The following is a 16,128-nucleotide window of genomic DNA, read 5'->3' on the forward strand; positions in this document are numbered from 1 at the left end:
TCCTGCTATCGCTCTTCTTCATAAAAGATGCAATGCTTATTTTAACATTTTAGATTATAGCACAAGTTAAAAAAAGCGTATAGTATTATTGTTTTCAATTAGACACTTGTTATACGCTATTTCTAAATGGAGTATTTTATTGCTCACATATGAGAAAAAAGGACGCCCTTATGGACGTCCACTTTTACAAATTGATTTATTCTTGTAAAGCAGCTCTAAGTTCTGCTAAGTTTTTAAATCCGTATTGATTCATATAAGCAATGAATTCGTTTTTAATGTCTACTGGTGCTGTTGGGTTAATAAGTGCTGCTGTTCCAATAGAAACGGCATCTGCACCTGCTAAGATGAATTCTGCTACATCTTCACCTGTCATAATCCCACCAAGACCAATGATTGGTACATTGACAGCACGTCTTACTTGGTAAACCATACGTACTGCAACAGGTTTAATGGCTGGGCCTGAGAATCCGCCCATTTTGTTGGCTACAACTGGACGCATACGATGTACATCGATTTTCATCCCAAGTAATGTATTAATAAGAGAAATTGCATCTGCACCTTCTGCTTCTACTGCTTTTGCAATTTCTGTAATATCTGTTACGTTTGGAGAAAGTTTGATAATAAGAGGTTTTTTAGAAACACGTTTCACTTCTCTTACAACACTTCCTGCTAATCCACATTGTACACCAAATCCAATACCGCCTTTTTTAACGTTTGGACAAGAGATATTCACTTCTAATGCGTCTACATCTGTTTCACTAAGCTTTTCTACAACTTCACAGTAATCTTCAATACTACGACCTGCTACGTTTGCAATCACTTTAGTACCAAATTGTTTTGCATATGGAAGTTCGTGCTCGATAAAGTAATCTACTCCTGGATTTTGAAGTCCTACAGCATTGATCATACCACCATAAGTTTCTGCAATACGAGGTGTTGGGTTACCCTCCCATGGTACATTGGCAATCCCTTTTGTAATCATTGCACCAAGTTCACTTAAGTTGTAGAACTCACCGCTTTCACGTGGTGAAAATGTACCTGATGCTGTTGTAATTGGGTTATCTAATATAAGACCTCCACCAAGATTAACACTTAAATCTAATTTACTCATTACCACGCTACCTCGCTTCCTAAAAAGACAGGGCCGTCTTTACAAACTTTCTTTTGTTCATAGCCTACTTCGTTGGCTGCTTTTGTTTTACATACGCAACCTACACAAGCACCATAGCCACATCCCATACGTTCTTCAAGAGAAACTTGTACAGGTTTGCCTTTTGCACCGCAGAAGCCCGCAAGTGCACGAAGCATTGGTTTTGGCCCACAGCTATAATAGTAATCACCTAAGATACCTTCTGATTCCATAAGCTCTACTACATTTCCTTTAAAGCCATGTGCACCACTATCTGTTGCGATATAAACTTTTACACCCAGTTCTTCTAAGCGATCTTGTAAGAAAGGTGCTTCTCTAAAGCCAATCACAGCGATTTTCTCACCTTCTAAATGTTTTGCAAGTTCTACAAGTGGTGGTACACCAATCCCACCGCCTACTAAAACATGTGTGTGAGCCTCAGCTGGTGTAAAGCCATTTCCAAGTGCTGTTGTAAGCTTAATGTCATCCCCTACATTGTAACTTGAAAACTCTAATGTTCCTTTACCTACTACACCATATACAAGTGTAAGTGTTTCTTCTCCAATTTCACAAATACTAATTGGTCTTGGAAGAAGCATGCTTTCTGATTTTGTGTAAAGATTTACAAACTGACCAGGAGCTGCGCTTTTAGCAGCCTCTGGTTGTTTGATGACCATTTTATAAACGTCTTTTTCTATTTGTTCATTAGATAGAACTTGGCCTAATACAACTTTTTTACTCATCTTGTTTGTCTCCCATGTTGAAGATACCAGTTTGTGCAATGGTTAAGTCTCTTGATGCAATGTCTGCCATAGCTGCTAATGTATCAAGTGAAGTTACAATTTGAAGTGAAGACTCGATGGCATGACGTCTGATTTTGAATCCGTCACGTGTTGAATCATTACCTTTTGTAGGTGTGTTAACAAGTAAGTCTACTTCACCACTACGAATGAGGTCTATAATTTCGTTGCTACCTTCTGAAAGTTTGCCTACTTCTCTTACATCCATACCATTTTCACGAAGTTTTTTAGCTGTACCTTCTGTTGCAATGAACTTGTAACCAAGTTTATCGAAGCGTTTAGCAATCTCAATAAATTCATCTTGGTCATATTTTTGAATAGTTGCAAAGATTGTTCCTTGTTTGTTTGGTAGTTTTTTGCCTGCAGCAATGAATCCTTTATAAAGTGCTTCTTCAATTGTACTACCTACACCGAGTACTTCACCTGTTGATTTCATTTCTGGTCCAAGGCTTACTTCTACTCTTGGAAGTTTTTCTGTTGAGAATACTGGTACTTTTACTGCATAGAAGTTTTCTGGTTCTGGGTAAAGGTCTGTGCCATAACCTAAGTCTTCTAATTTATCACCTAACATACAACGTGTTGCAAGGTCGATAATTGGTACACCTGTAACTTTTGAGATATAAGGTACTGTACGGCTTGAACGTGGGTTAACTTCGATGATGTATAAGTCATTTTTGTACTCAATGTACTGAATGTTGATCATACCAAGTACTTCAAGTTCTTTTGCAAGCATACGTGTACATGTAATAATTTTTTCTTTGATTTCATCACAGATATTTACACTTGGGTAAAGTGTTGTACTATCTCCAGAGTGGATACCTGCTCTTTCTAAATGCTCCATAATACCTGGGATTAAGATGTTTTCACCATCACAGATGGCATCAACTTCAATTTCGCGTCCCATTAAGTATCTATCAATAAGTACTGGGTTTTCTGGATCACGATCGAATGCATTTACAAGATATCTTGAAAGTTGTTCTTCTTCGTATGTGATTTCCATACCTTGACCACCAAGTACATATGAAGGACGTACAAGTACTGGGTACTCAAGTTCACGTGCTACTGTTAAACCTTCTTCTACTGACCAAATCGCTTTTCCTTTTGGACGTTTGATTTGAAGTTTTTCTAAGATTTCATCAAACTTCTCACGGTCTTCTGCTGCATCTACTTGTTTTGGTTGTGTTCCAAGTACTGGGATACCCATTTTGTCACAGAACTTAGCAAGTTTGATTGCTGTTTGACCACCAAATTGAAGGATTACACCTTTTGGTTGTTCTTTCATAATGATGTGGTAAGTATCTTCGTCTGTAAGTGGTTCGAAGTAAAGCTTATCTGAAGTGTTAAAGTCTGTACTTACTGTTTCTGGGTTATTGTTTACGATGATTGTTTCAATACCGCGACGTTTAAGCGCTTGTACAGCATGTACTGAACAGTAGTCAAACTCAATCCCTTGACCGATACGGATTGGACCTGATCCCATAACCATTACTTTTTCACGATCTGATACTACAACTTCATCGATTTCATCATATGTTGAGTAGTAGTATGGAGACTCTGCTTCGAATTCCCCACCACATGTATCTACCATTTTGTAAACTGGCATGATGTTCCATTTGATACGTAACTCACGGATGTCATCTTCTGCTACACCAATGAATTCTGCAATGGCTTTATCTGCAAATCCACGACGTTTAAGTTTACGAAGGTATTTTGGTGTAAGATCTTCGTATTCCATTTCTTTAAGGATTTCTTCTTGTTCAACAATCCATTTGAAACGTTTTACGAAGAAGATGTCCATACCTGTAATTTTACATACTTGTTCTTCTCTATAGTGCATACGAAGCATTGCAGCAAGTGCAAAGATTCTTTCATCATCTGCTGTAATGACGCGTTCTTTAAGCTCATCTAATGTACAAGCTTCAAGCTTCTTATGTTCAAAGCTGAATTGACCGATTTCAAGTGAACGAAGACCTTTAAGGAAAGCACTTTCAAAGTTATTTCCGATTGCCATGATTTCACCTGTAGCCATCATTTTTGTACCAAGTGTACGTTTTGCTGTGTAGAATTTATCGAATGGCCATTTTGGAATCTTAACAACACAGTAGTCAAGTGTTGGTTCGAAACATGCATATGTTTTACCTGTTACAGCATTTTTGATTTCATCTAATCCGTATCCAAGAGCAATCTTTGCAGATACACGAGCAATTGGATAACCTGTTGCTTTAGAAGCAAGTGCTGATGAACGGCTTACACGAGGGTTAATCTCAATGATTGCATATTCAAAGCTATCTGGGTGAAGAGCGATTTGTACGTTACAGCCCCCACGGATATCACATGCAGAGATAATATCAAGTGATGCACGACGAAGCATTTGGTATTCTCTATCTGAAAGTGTTTGAGAAGGAGCAACTACGATACTGTCTCCTGTATGGATACCAACTGGGTCTATATTTTCCATGTTACATACTGTAATAACTGTACCATATTGGTCACGCATTACCTCGTACTCAATTTCTTTCCAACCTTTGATACATTTTTCAATAAGTACTTGATTTACACGTGATAAGTGAATCCCACTTGCAGCAATTTCGCGAAGTTCGCTTTCAGTTTCTGCGATACCACCACCTGTACCACCAAGTGTATATGCTGGTCTTACTACTACTGGGTAACCAATCTTTCTAGCAAATGTTACAGCATCTTCTACTGTTTCAACGATTTCACTTTCAATAACTGGTTGGTTGATACGTGCCATTAAATCTCTGAAGAGCTCACGATCTTCACCTTCTTTAATCGCTGAGATTTGTGTACCGATCACACGTACATTATATTTATCTAAAATCCCTTTATCATGAAGCTCTACTGCAAGGTTAAGACCTGTCTGTCCACCTACACCTGCAAGTACGCTATCTGGTCTTTCTTTAGCGATGATTTTTTCTAACATTTCCGCGTTAAGTGGCTCAATGTAGATTTTATCTGCAATTTCTCTATCTGTCATAATAGTTGCTGGGTTAGAGTTAACAAGGACAACTTCAATACCTTCTTCACGGATAGCTTGACACGCTTGTGTTCCTGAATAGTCAAACTCCGCTGCTTGGCCGATTACGATTGGGCCTGATCCGATTACTAATACTTTCTTGATACTTAAGTCTCTTGGCATTATAGTTTTCCTCCTTGCATTACCTTAATAAATTCGTCAAAGATATGTGCTGTGTCTGTTGGTCCTGGACATGCTTCAGGGTGGAATTGAACACTGTAGATGTCAAGATCTTCAAAATACATACCTTCTACTGTATTGTCATTTAAGTTTGTATGTGTAACTTTTGCACCTTCTGGAAGTGTGCTTACATAGTAGTTATGGTTTTGTGATGTAATATAAACACGGTTTGATACGTAGTCTTTAACTGGGTGGTTACAACCATGGTGACCGAATTTAAGTTTTGATGTATCCCCACCAAGTGCTAAAGATAAAAGTTGGTGACCAAGGCAGATTGCTGTAATTGGTTTTTTCCCTACTAACTCTTTAATCATGTTAACAACTGTTGGTACATCTTTTGGATCGGCTGGTCCATTTGATAAGAATACCCCATCTGGATTTGCTGCTAAAACTTCCTCTGCTGTTGCATCGTATGGGAATACTGTAAGTTTACAACCTCTTTCATTAAATGAACGTACAATATTTTGTTTCATACCACAGTCGATCATTGCTACGTGGATGCCTTCGCCTGGGATAGTGTAAACTTCTTTCGTTGTTACTTCTGGAACCGCATGTTGGTTGTTGAAGCTATCTATTTTAAGTTTTACTTGGCTTGGTGTAAGTTCACGTACAGCAATGATTGCACGCATTGTACCGTGCTTTCTAAGTACTTTTGTAAGGGCTCTTGTATCAATGCCTTCAAGACCAATGATTTTTTGCGCTTTTAAATAACCGTCTAATGTAAGTTCACATCTAAAGTTATTTGGGTAATCACATTTTTCTCTTACGATAAAAGCACGCACATGTGCTTTATTTGATTCCATATCCTCAAGGTTGACACCGTAGTTCCCAATAAGTGGGTAGGTCATAACAACCATTTGTCCATAATAAGATGGGTCTGTAAGAATTTCTTGATATCCTGTCATCCCAGTATTGAATACAACCTCACCGATTGTCTCTTTAAGATATCCGAATGCTTTACCTTCGAATACCATTCCATTTTCTAGTATTAATTGTGCTTTCATCTTAACCCATCACTCCTTGTAAATCATTTCTCATTGCAATAACAGCTTGTCTAGAAGCTTTTGCAAAGTCTTTCTCATCAAACGTTTTATCTTTTTGGTATGCTGCGATAATGCCTCTTGAAGAGTTAACGATAATGCCTAGTCCATCTTTATCGAAGAATCCTTTAAGATCCTCAGATGTTCCACCTTGTGCACCATAACCTGGTACTAAGAAGAAGGTATGTGGCATACGTGCTCTAAGTTCTGTTCCTTGTTCTTTATGTGTTGCACCTACTACAGCACCGATACGGCTATAACCCCTATCTCCCATAGTGAGCTCTCCCCATTTGCTTACAAGGTCAGCAGTTCTATCATAAATTGGTGTACCATCTACTAATAAATCTTGAATCTCACTACTACTTGGATTACTTGTTTTAACTAGGATAAATAAGCCTTTGTCATTTTTGTTACATGCATCTATAAAAGGTTCAATACCATCAAATCCCATGTAAGGATTAAGTGTTACTGCATCTTCTTGCCATAAATCAAAGTGTTCATCCTCTACCTCTACACCAGCAATGTGGCCAGCGTATGCAGCTGCAGTTGAAGCAATATCCCCTCTTTTAATATCCCCGATTACGATTAAACCTTTACTTTTTGCATATTCACATGTTTCCATATATGCACGAAGGCCTTCTAAACCGTATTGCTCATACATTGCAATTTGAGGTTTTACAGATGGAATAAGGTCATAGACTTCATCAATAATCATTTTGTTAAATTTGATAAACATTTCTGCTACTGCTTTAGGTGTTTTTCCAAAGCGTTCTAACATCTCTTGTTTAATAAAATTTGGGATCATGCTATATGTTGGGTCTAATCCTACTACAGTTGGGTTTTCTACTGTTTTGATTTTGGTAAGTAATCTATCAATCATGGCTTATCTCCTTTTATATGTGTGAAATCTTTCTTCCTATTATACTACATTTTTCATCTTTTGTGAATTTTTATTCATTTATCTTAATATTTATTATAATCTTGTTTATTTTTCGTAAACTATTCTACCATCTACTATTGTCACTTCTACATCACCGTATACTTCCATTCCGTTAAATGGTGTGTTTTTACCTTTTGAAAGGAAGTTATTTGAATCTATGATATATGGTGTCTCTAAGTCAATTACTGTAATATCTGCTGGTGCACCAACTTCTAAGCGACCTGATGGGCTATTGATGATACGTGCTGGATTGTAACTCATTTTTTCTATAAGTTCTGAGATAGTAAGAATACCTGCTTTTACAAGATGTGTGTAACTTAATGCAAAACTTGTTTCAAGCCCTACAATACCGAAAGGTGCTTTTTCAATCTCAACATTTTTCTCATCATAATGATGTGGTGCATGATCTGTAGCAATAACATCGATAATTCCTGATTTAAGTGCTTGTTTCATAGCTGCTACATCTTCACTTGTACGTAGTGGAGGGCTCATTTTCTTATTACTATCATAGTCTCCTAAGATACTATCATCTAAGATGAAGTAATGAGGTGCAGTTTCTGCTGTTAAATTTGTCATGCCCCATACTTTTTTACCCATTTCAATAAGATCTAAGCTTCCTTTTGTACTCATATGTGATAAATGAAGCTGTGCGCCTGTTGTACGTGCTAAGATAATGTCACGTGCTACGATCACTTCTTCTGCATCACGGCCAATGCCTTTGATTCCAAACAGTTGTGCATTTACACCTGCATTCATTGCTCCACCTGATAGTGCACGATCTTCTGTATGTGAGAAGATTGGAAGGTTAAATGGTTTTGCATAGCTCATTCCTTTTTTCATAAGACCCGCATCTGCTACTGTCTTACCATCTTCACTAATCGCACAGATTCCATGTTCTTTCATCTTTCCAATGTTTGCTAGTGTTTCACCTTCTAAGCCTTTTGTAATGGCACCTACTGGAAGAACTTTTACACCATTTGCACGTCTTGCCATTGTATTGATGTATTCTACAACACATTCATTATCAATAACTGGGTTCGTATTTGGCATACAACACATTGTTGTTACACCACCACGTGCTGCTGCAAGACAGCCTGTTTCAATTGTTTCTTTATGTTCAAAGCCTGGTTCTCTTAAGTGTACATGTAGGTCGATAAGACCTGGTACTACTAACTTACCTTCTGCTTCAATTACTTTGACATCTGCATTCTCAAGTAAGTCACTTGGGGTTTCACCTATGCTTACAATCACACCATCTTCTACAAGGATGTCTGTTACTTCTTCTAGTTTTGTACTTGGGTTAACAACTAACCCACCTTTAATAACCAGTTTCATCTTATCTTCCTCTCCTTTCGTTTAATAAAGCAAGGATTGCCATACGTACTGCTACACCATTTTGTACTTGTTCATCAATAACACTTACGTTACTATCTAATAGCTCTGGCATCAGTTCAATACCACGATTTACTGGTGCTGGATGCATTAAGATTGCTTCTTTATCTGCATAACTAAACATTTCTTCATCTAAACCATAAAGCTGGCTATATTCGCGAAGGTTAGGGAATAATCCACCTTTTTGTCTTTCCATCTGGATACGAAGTCCCATGACTACATCTGCACCTTTGATTGCATTTTTAATATCATGAGTTACTGTTGCACCTAGTGCTTCCATTGTACCTGATGCTAATGTGCCGCATCCTGCAAGTGTTACATTTGCACCCAGCTTTTTAAGACCGAATACATTTGATCTTGCTACACGACTATGTGCAATATCACCTACGATGGTTACATTTAAATCTTTAAAGCTACCTTTTTTATCAAGCATTGTATAGAGATCTAAAAGTGCTTGTGTCGGATGTTCATTTGCGCCGTCTCCTGCATTAATAACAGAAGCTTTAACATTTTTTGCAAGTAAGTGGCTCGCTCCACTTAACCCATGGCGCATAACCATAAAGTCAATGCCCATTTGATCTAGTGTAATACCTGTATCTACTAAGGTTTCCCCTTTTTGTACACTACTTGTTGCAACACCTAAATCCGTTACCATCGCACCTTGGTAAAGTCCAGCCATATTAAAGGATACTTTTGTTCTTGTACTGTTTTCGTAGAATAAAGTAATCATACTACGACCTTTTAATGTATCTTCTCTTAAAGTACTGTCTGTAATTTTTTTCTTCATTTCATGTGCAAGTTCTAAGATACTCATGATCTCACTTACTTCTAAATCACGAATCCCCAGTAAATCTTTACTTTTTAACATGGTGTATCCTCCTTTGGTTTTAAAAAAATAAAAAGGCAATAAAAAGACCTAAGTCTTTTCATTGCCTTTAAGCTGCAAAAAAGTGAAGCAGAAACGAGATTACATAGTACCTTATAAAATCTCGTTAAATAAGGCAATATCTAATCTATTTCTTTTAATCTATTATTAAATTCTTTAGAATTTCTCCATACTAAATCTAGCTGGCCTAAACCAAGCTGCATCATAATCTTTTTCATTTTCTCTTCTCCTTTTTGATCTCACAGGATCAAGCTTAAAGGCTATTTATTTAATTTTGTTCATTTACTGTTACCTATACTACCATATCCCCTTAAATGTGTCAATCTATTTTGTCGTAATATGTTGAAGTAATTGGAACGGTTCATGAATGACTGCATAAGCACCGCTTTGTAAAAGTTCCTCTTCTCCTCTAAATCCCCAGGCTACACCTATTCCACGTAACTTGGCATTTACTGCCGTTTGCATATCTACGTCTGAGTCTCCTACATAGAGCACTTCCTCATTCTTCACATTATATGCAGCCATCAGCTCATTAATAACCGTTGGATCAGGTTTATGTGGTTTTCCATCTTGTTGTCCTTCCACTCTATCAATTAATCCCTGTTCAAAACAAGCTTCTACTACACGTAATGCTTGTGCATGAGGTTTATTCGTTGCCACAGCTAACTTAATACCCTTATCTTTAAGGTTATGTAAAAGTTCTATAATACCATCATAAGGTTTTGTATAATCCGTTAAATGGGTATCATAATACTGAATAAAGCTTTCTTTTAAACGCTGTATTTCTTTTTCACTTCTCACTTCTTCTGGAAGTACACGTTCCATAAGTTTATAGACACCATTTCCTACAAAATATCTATAATTTTCTAAAGGATGCTCTATGTATCCATATTGCTTAAGGGCATAATTAGTACTTACACCTAAGTCTTCTAATGTATTGACAAGTGTTCCATCTAAATCAAAAATGACTAATTTAACTGTCTTCATCTTTCTCCTCCTTAAATGTCTTCACCTTTTCTATTATACCACCTTTACTTCTTTCCTTATAATAAGTTTTTAGCCCTCTTGTAATAGTTTGACTTTTTAAAAATTTAAGTAAATATTTTATAAAAATGTGTAAATATTCTGCAAGTATTTTTAGTAGATATGCATTAAAATAAATTTATTATAAAGTATTTTTTTAGCTTTATATACAATTATAATATTAAACTTTATATCGGGGGGATTTTTGATGAAAAAGAAATGGATTAGTTCATTAATGTGTATGTCTCTTGCTGCTTCACTATTTACTGGCTGTGCACCTACATCAACATCAAACACTACTGACACACCTGCTCCATCTGATACAAGTACAACAACAAAAGAAGAGCCTAAAAAAGAAGAATCTACTGATGGTGGTAAAAAAATCGTTTATTGGTCTATGTGGGAAGCTACTGAAGCTCAAGGCCAATCTATCCAAGCAGCTATTGACCAATATCAAAAAGACACAGGCAATACCGTAGAAGTTCAATTCAAAGGACGTACAGGTATTCGTGAAGGTCTTCAAGCTGCTTTAGATGCTGGTACAACGATTGACTTATTCGATGAAGATATCGATCGTGTAAACTCTACTTGGGGTAAATATTTATTAGACTTAGAATCTTATGCAGCTGCATCTGACTATGATGCTACTGCCGTTTCTGGTTTAATGTCAGCTTGCCGTGAGGTAGGCGGTGGTACATTAAAATCTATCCCTTATCAACCTAACGTATTTGCATTCTTCTATAATAAAGATTTATTTGACCAAGCTGGTATCACAGATGTACCTAAAACTTGGGATGAATTTTTAGCAACTTGCGAAAAACTTAAAGTTGCTGGTATTACACCTATTACTTGTGATGATGCTTACATTACTTGTATGATTGGTTACCATTTAGCACGTACTGTTGGTGAAGAACGTGTTACTCAAATTGTTAATGAAGGCCTTTGGGCTGAAGAGCCAGCTGTTCTTGAAGCTGCTAAAGCTTATGAAGCACTCGCTTCTAAAGGCTATTTCTCAGAATATGTAGCTTCTAACGTATGGCCAGCTGGTCAAAATACAGAACTTGCTTTAGGTGAAGCTGCTATGTACTTAAACGGTTCTTGGTTACCAAATGAAGTTCTTGGTACTACAGGACCAGACTTTAGATGGGGATGCTTTAGCTATCCTGCTGTTCCAAATGGTGTAACAGGTGTAGAAGCTGCTAACTTTGGTGCACAAGTATTTGCTGTAAATAAAGATTCTAAAGTACCACAAGAAGCCTTTGACCTTATTACTTATATCACTAAAGGCCAATTTGACGCTGAGCTTTCTGCCAATTCAACAGGTATCCCTGCTGATACTACAAATACCAAATGGCCAGACTTACTTGCTGATGTAAAGCCTGTTCTTGATAGCTTAACAACACGTTATACATGGGCTGCTGGTGTAGAAGCTAATAACAATATGACGCCTATCATTAAAGAAAACTTCTTAAAATTATGTGGTGGTCAAATTACAGCAGAGCAATTTGTAGATAATATGGAAAAAGCAAGTAAATAATTTCTTACAAGGGGTGAGGTATGACCAAGATACCTCACCCCTTATGCATTTTATCGTATAGGGGGATTTTATGTGAAAAAAAATAAACCGATGATCATTGCCTTTTTAGCACCTGTTGTAATTCTATTTGTACTCATTTACTTATACCCAATCTGTAGGACCATCCTTATGAGCTTTTTCAAAATCGAGGGTGTTACGGATGCCATGAGTGAATGGCACTTTGTAGGCGCAAGTAATTATATTGAACTTCTAAATACCGGACTTTTTAGAACTTCTATGTGGAACCTATTCCGTATCTGGCTTTTTGGTGGCATTATCGTTATGTCTATTGCCTTACTCTTTGCAGTTATTCTTACAAGCGGTATTCGCTTTAAAAGCTTCTTCCGTGCTGTTATTTACCTTCCTAATGTTGTAAGTGCTGTTGCTCTTGCTACTATGTGGCTCCAATATGTCTATAGCCCTAAATTTGGTTTATTAAAATCAGTCTTTACTTCACTAGGACTTGATAGTTTAGCTGCTATCCAATGGACTTCTAGCGAATATAAATTTGTAGCCCTTCTTATTGCCTATTGTTTTGGTATGGTAGGCTATCATATGCTTATTTTCACCAGTGGTATTGAACGTATTGGGCAAGATTACTATGAGGCTGCAACTATTGATGGTGCAAATAAAGTGAATCAATTCTTCCATATCACTTTCCCTTTACTTCGTGGTGTTATTAAAACCAATATTACCATGTGGTCCGTAACAAGTGTTGCTTTCTTTGTATGGTCTCAACTTTTCTCTACAGTTACAGCCGATACCCAAACGATCACCCCAATGGTTTATATGTACATGCAAGTGTTTGGTGCAGGTAATACAGTTACAGAACGTAACGCTGGTCTTGGTGCAACAGTTGGTGTTGTCCTTTGCGTATGTGTTGTTGCGATCTTCCTGATTACCAACAAATTAATTAAAAAAGATGATTTTGAATTCTAAAGGGGGAGATTCTATGGCTACTGCTAAACAATACAAAGACAAAGTAAATTGGAAAAAAGAATTAAGACTTGCACCAGGTTACCTGATTTTAACCATATGGGTTATCTTTACCTTCGTTCTTCTAGGCTGGGTTCTCGCTGCTAGCTTTTCTACAACAAAAGATATTTTCGCCGGCAAGGCACTTGAGTTTCCTACTGGACTTCACTTTGAAAACTATATAAAAGCTTGGACCACTTCTAACGTTTCTGTATTCTTCTTGAACTCACTTCAATATGCCCTTATTTCTTGTACCGCACTAGTTATTATCTGTGCACCTGCAGCTTATGTTCTTTCTAGATTTGATTTTATTGCCAATAAGTTTATCCAAACCAGTTTAGTATCTGCAATGGGCGTACCTGCTATTATGATTATCCTTCCACTCTTTACACTTATTGCTAGAATGGATATCCTTAATAATCCCCTTGCCAATCGAGCCGTTCTCATTTTCTTATATATAGGTATTAACGTCCCTTATACAACCATTTTCTTACTCACCTTCTTTAGTAATATTTCACATTCCTTTGAAGAAGCAGCTGCTATTGATGGATGCTCACCTATGAAAACCTTCTGGAAGATCATGCTTCCAATGGCTCAACCAGGTATTATTACTGTAACAATCTTCAACTTTATTAATATTTGGAATGAATACTTTATTTCTCTTATCTTCGCAAATTCAGATTCACTTAGACCTGTTGCTGTAGGTCTCTACTCAATGATTAGCTCTATGAAATATACAGGTGACTGGGCAGGTATGTTTGCTGCCGTTATTATCGTATTCTTACCAACTTTCATCCTTTATATCTTCCTCTCCGAGAAGATTATTGCTGGTGTAACCGGCGGCGGTGTCAAAGGATGATTTAAAAAGAAGCTGTTGCATTTTTATGCAGCAGCTTCTTTTTTGTTTAGAATTCGAATTTAACAGGTCTTAAGAATAAGTCCACCAATACTTTAGACGTTTCTTTGTGTTCAAACAAAATAGCATAAAGTGCACTACAAATAGGCAGTTCTACGTCATAAACTTCTGATAAATGATGTAGGGCTTCAATAGTTGCTACCCCTTCTGCTAGTTTTGTAAAGGGAATACCTTTTACATAGTCTTCTCCAAATCGGCGGTTATTACTATGTGGCGAGAACAGTGTGGCTTCATAATCACCTAAGTGACTTAATCCATAAATGGTTAAGTCATTACCTCCCATAGCACGGATAATACGTGAAAGTTCTCTTGTACCTCTTGCCATGAGAGCACCTTTTAAGCTGCTATAGCCTGCACCGTCTAACATTCCTGCTGCAATTCCCATAACATTCTTTGTAGCTGCTCCAATCTCGTTTCCTATTAAATCTTGTCCATAATAGAAACGAATAAGCTCACTATTAAATGCTTCAACTGTTTTCTTTGTTACTTCTATTTCATCACTACCTATGACCATACAGTTTGGAATTCCTTTTCTAAAGTCTTGTACATGGCCTGGTCCTAACCATACACCAACATGACATCCTGCGCCCATCTCTTCTTTAAACACCTGAGTCAATCGCTTACCTGTTCCTGCTTCTAATCCTTTCATACAGAGTAAAAAGATTTTTTCATCTATATGAGGCAAGGCGGATACTGTTTGTAAAAATGATCTAAGTTGCTGCGCACTGATAGAGATTATAATAATCTCAGCGCTTTCTACCGCTTCTTCTAGAGAATCTGTAAACTTAATAGTTTCTGGCAATTCTAAGTACTCATTTTTACGTTCTAATCTTAGAGATTCTAAGTTTTTAGAGCCTGGTCTTCCCCATAGCATCACATCATGTCCTACACGATTGGTATACCATGCTAAAAAGCTTCCCCATCTTCCACATCCTAATACTGAAACATTCATCTTATTTGCCTCCCATCTATTTGAAAAGACCTCAGCCTTAATGATAAAACTGAGGTTGTCATCTATGTAGTATTTATAATATGATTAATACTAATTTAAAAATCCAGTTAGCTGCAATCCCTGCACACAGACCACCTATTGTATGAGAAAAAATGGCTTTGCCTGTAAGGCTACGACACTTTAAGCTATCCATCATAGCTGTATGTGTACTTAAGTAACCACTCCAACACATACACATTGCCGTAAATACAGCAATATCATTGGCATGTGCAAGCCCTTCGCTTACTAAGTTTGGCACAAGTCCAATGGCTGCACCCGCTGCACCTAATGAAGTAATTGGAACAGCAATGGCCTGTGGTGAAGAAAAACCAAATAGAGGTTGTAAAATAAAGTTTAATTTTTCTCCTAGTATAGGAAGTAGACCAATCCCCTCATAAGCTGCACCTGTATAAGTTCCATCTAATGATGGTCCATTAGTAAGAACAAGGACAAAAGTACAGATAATAAGTACGCCTGGAATAATAGCCATACCCATCCCTACTCCTGAATGTCCACCTTCTAAAAGTGCATTCATAAAACGTTCACCTAAGCTTCCTGTTCTCACTTCACGGTAATTAATAAGATCTATACTTTCATCAATTACTTCTTCACACCAACTCTCGGTACCATAATGCTTTTTGGTATAGTACATCATAAGCTTTGTACTTATAATACTTCCTATAATTGCACCTATATTCCCAATCACAACAGCTATGCCTAAATGCTCACCAACACCTTTAACACCGATCATAAATACAGTAATCATAAGTCCCATCCCAAAGGCTGTTCCTAAATTCGTAAGAGCTGGTAGCTGATACTTTTTAAAATATTGTCTAAAACGTTTGTCATCACATAATGTGAGTATTGCTGGATTATCCGAAAAATAAGTGGTTAATACACTCATAATACTTGCACCTGGCAAATCATATAGTGGTTTCATAAGTCTTGAAAGTAACTTATTAATAATTGCCAACCCACCAAATTCAGTTAAAACACCTGAGAACGCACCTGCTATAACTGCAATCGCCATAATATAAAATACTGTTCCCATTAAAAGGTCATAAGATGTATTGAGGAGTGTATTGAACATATTTGCTACACCCATTTTTTGACCTAGTAAAAAGAGGCCTCCAAAAGTGATTACTAAACATAATACACCTTCAATACCTACAGCCTTTTTTAATTTGTAATGCACTTCTTGATTGTGCTCATCTTGTCTATTCATGCTGTCTCCCTCTAGCTATTA

At 37.1% G+C, this 16,128-nt stretch carries 13 protein-coding genes; 3 read left to right on the forward strand and 10 right to left on the reverse strand.

All coding sequences use genetic code 11. The annotated features are described in order from the left end of the window. Nucleotides 1-196: 196 nt before the first annotated feature. The 8 genes from PBV87_RS03730 to PBV87_RS03765 form a co-directional block, all read right to left on the reverse strand. Nucleotides 197-1,111 (reverse strand): dihydroorotate dehydrogenase, encoded by a 915-nt coding sequence (locus PBV87_RS03730; RefSeq protein WP_271011193.1) that lies wholly within the window; start codon nucleotides 1,109-1,111, stop codon nucleotides 197-199. Then, complete coding sequence (locus PBV87_RS03735; RefSeq protein WP_053984166.1) at nucleotides 1,111-1,872, reverse strand: dihydroorotate dehydrogenase electron transfer subunit; 762 nt, start codon at nucleotides 1,870-1,872, stop codon at nucleotides 1,111-1,113. The genes PBV87_RS03730 and PBV87_RS03735 overlap by 1 nt, the downstream gene beginning before the upstream one ends. Next, nucleotides 1,865-5,086 carry a carbamoyl-phosphate synthase large subunit gene (gene carB / locus PBV87_RS03740; protein ID WP_053984167.1) on the reverse strand — a complete coding sequence of 1,074 codons (3,222 nt, stop codon included), beginning with the start codon at nucleotides 5,084-5,086 and terminating at the stop codon, nucleotides 1,865-1,867. Before carB ends, PBV87_RS03735 begins: the two co-directional genes overlap by 8 nt. Continuing rightward, entirely contained in the window at nucleotides 5,086-6,147 is a 1,062-nt protein-coding gene (locus PBV87_RS03745) for a carbamoyl phosphate synthase small subunit (protein WP_271011194.1), read from the reverse strand. The genes carB and PBV87_RS03745 overlap by 1 nt, the downstream gene beginning before the upstream one ends. Nucleotide 6,148: 1 nt before the next feature. Beyond that, nucleotides 6,149-7,063 (reverse strand): orotidine-5'-phosphate decarboxylase, encoded by a 915-nt coding sequence (gene pyrF, locus PBV87_RS03750; protein ID WP_271011195.1) that lies wholly within the window; start codon nucleotides 7,061-7,063, stop codon nucleotides 6,149-6,151. Between the two features lie 105 nt (nucleotides 7,064-7,168). After that, on the reverse strand, nucleotides 7,169-8,458 hold the full coding sequence (locus tag PBV87_RS03755) for a dihydroorotase (RefSeq protein ID WP_053984170.1): 1,290 nt from the start codon (nucleotides 8,456-8,458) through the stop codon (nucleotides 7,169-7,171). Between the two features lies 1 nt (nucleotide 8,459). Then, nucleotides 8,460-9,383, reverse strand: a complete 924-nt coding sequence (locus tag PBV87_RS03760; RefSeq protein ID WP_053984171.1) for an aspartate carbamoyltransferase catalytic subunit — start codon at nucleotides 9,381-9,383, stop codon at nucleotides 8,460-8,462. A gap of 342 nt (nucleotides 9,384-9,725) precedes the next feature. After that, a complete protein-coding gene (locus PBV87_RS03765; protein ID WP_053984172.1) occupies nucleotides 9,726-10,388 on the reverse strand; it encodes an HAD family hydrolase in 663 nt (220 codons plus the stop codon). 244 nt (nucleotides 10,389-10,632) lie between these two features. Between PBV87_RS03765 and PBV87_RS03770 the strand changes: the two genes are divergently transcribed. The 3 genes from PBV87_RS03770 (at nucleotide 10,633) to PBV87_RS03780 (ending at nucleotide 13,834) form a co-directional block, all read left to right on the forward strand. Beyond that, nucleotides 10,633-11,961, forward strand: a complete 1,329-nt coding sequence (locus PBV87_RS03770; RefSeq protein ID WP_053984173.1) for an ABC transporter substrate-binding protein — start codon at nucleotides 10,633-10,635, stop codon at nucleotides 11,959-11,961. A 72-nt stretch (nucleotides 11,962-12,033) separates the two neighbouring features. Next, on the forward strand, nucleotides 12,034-12,939 hold the full coding sequence (locus PBV87_RS03775; RefSeq protein ID WP_053984174.1) for a carbohydrate ABC transporter permease: 906 nt from the start codon (nucleotides 12,034-12,036) through the stop codon (nucleotides 12,937-12,939). A gap of 13 nt (nucleotides 12,940-12,952) precedes the next feature. After that, nucleotides 12,953-13,834 carry a carbohydrate ABC transporter permease gene (locus PBV87_RS03780; RefSeq protein ID WP_053984175.1) on the forward strand — a complete coding sequence of 294 codons (882 nt, stop codon included), beginning with the start codon at nucleotides 12,953-12,955 and terminating at the stop codon, nucleotides 13,832-13,834. A gap of 46 nt (nucleotides 13,835-13,880) precedes the next feature. On the opposite strand, the gene PBV87_RS03785 is transcribed toward PBV87_RS03780, so the two are convergent. Together PBV87_RS03785 and PBV87_RS03790 are read right to left on the reverse strand one after the other, a co-directional pair. Further along, complete coding sequence (locus tag PBV87_RS03785) at nucleotides 13,881-14,843, reverse strand: NAD(P)H-dependent glycerol-3-phosphate dehydrogenase (RefSeq protein WP_271011196.1); 963 nt, start codon at nucleotides 14,841-14,843, stop codon at nucleotides 13,881-13,883. A gap of 73 nt (nucleotides 14,844-14,916) precedes the next feature. Then, a complete protein-coding gene (locus PBV87_RS03790; protein WP_053984177.1) occupies nucleotides 14,917-16,107 on the reverse strand; it encodes a CD0519/CD1768 family membrane protein in 1,191 nt (396 codons plus the stop codon). Between the last annotated feature and the right edge of the window lie 21 nt (nucleotides 16,108-16,128).

This window comes from Holtiella tumoricola (genome assembly GCF_027857615.1).
Lineage (GTDB): Bacteria > Bacillota > Clostridia > Lachnospirales > Cellulosilyticaceae > Holtiella > Holtiella tumoricola.

Bases quoted from the DNA above. Each gene is read 5' to 3' on its own strand.
- PBV87_RS03730 (WP_271011193.1), bottom strand. From the start codon at position 1,111: ATGAGTAAATTAGATTTAAGTGTTAATCTTGGTGGAGGTCTTATATTA.
- PBV87_RS03735 (WP_053984166.1), bottom strand. From the start codon at position 1,872: ATGAGTAAAAAAGTTGTATTAGGCCAAGTTCTATCTAATGAACAAATA.
- carB (WP_053984167.1), bottom strand. From the start codon at position 5,086: ATGCCAAGAGACTTAAGTATCAAGAAAGTATTAGTAATCGGATCAGGC.
- PBV87_RS03745 (WP_271011194.1), bottom strand. From the start codon at position 6,147: ATGAAAGCACAATTAATACTAGAAAATGGAATGGTATTCGAAGGTAAA.
- pyrF (WP_271011195.1), bottom strand. From the start codon at position 7,063: ATGATTGATAGATTACTTACCAAAATCAAAACAGTAGAAAACCCAACT.
- PBV87_RS03755 (WP_053984170.1), bottom strand. From the start codon at position 8,458: ATGAAACTGGTTATTAAAGGTGGGTTAGTTGTTAACCCAAGTACAAAA.
- PBV87_RS03760 (WP_053984171.1), bottom strand. From the start codon at position 9,383: ATGTTAAAAAGTAAAGATTTACTGGGGATTCGTGATTTAGAAGTAAGT.
- PBV87_RS03765 (WP_053984172.1), bottom strand. From the start codon at position 10,388: ATGAAGACAGTTAAATTAGTCATTTTTGATTTAGATGGAACACTTGTC.
- PBV87_RS03770 (WP_053984173.1), top strand. From the start codon at position 10,633: ATGAAAAAGAAATGGATTAGTTCATTAATGTGTATGTCTCTTGCTGCT.
- PBV87_RS03780 (WP_053984175.1), top strand. From the start codon at position 12,953: ATGGCTACTGCTAAACAATACAAAGACAAAGTAAATTGGAAAAAAGAA.
- PBV87_RS03785 (WP_271011196.1), bottom strand. From the start codon at position 14,843: ATGAATGTTTCAGTATTAGGATGTGGAAGATGGGGAAGCTTTTTAGCA.
- PBV87_RS03790 (WP_053984177.1), bottom strand. From the start codon at position 16,107: ATGAATAGACAAGATGAGCACAATCAAGAAGTGCATTACAAATTAAAA.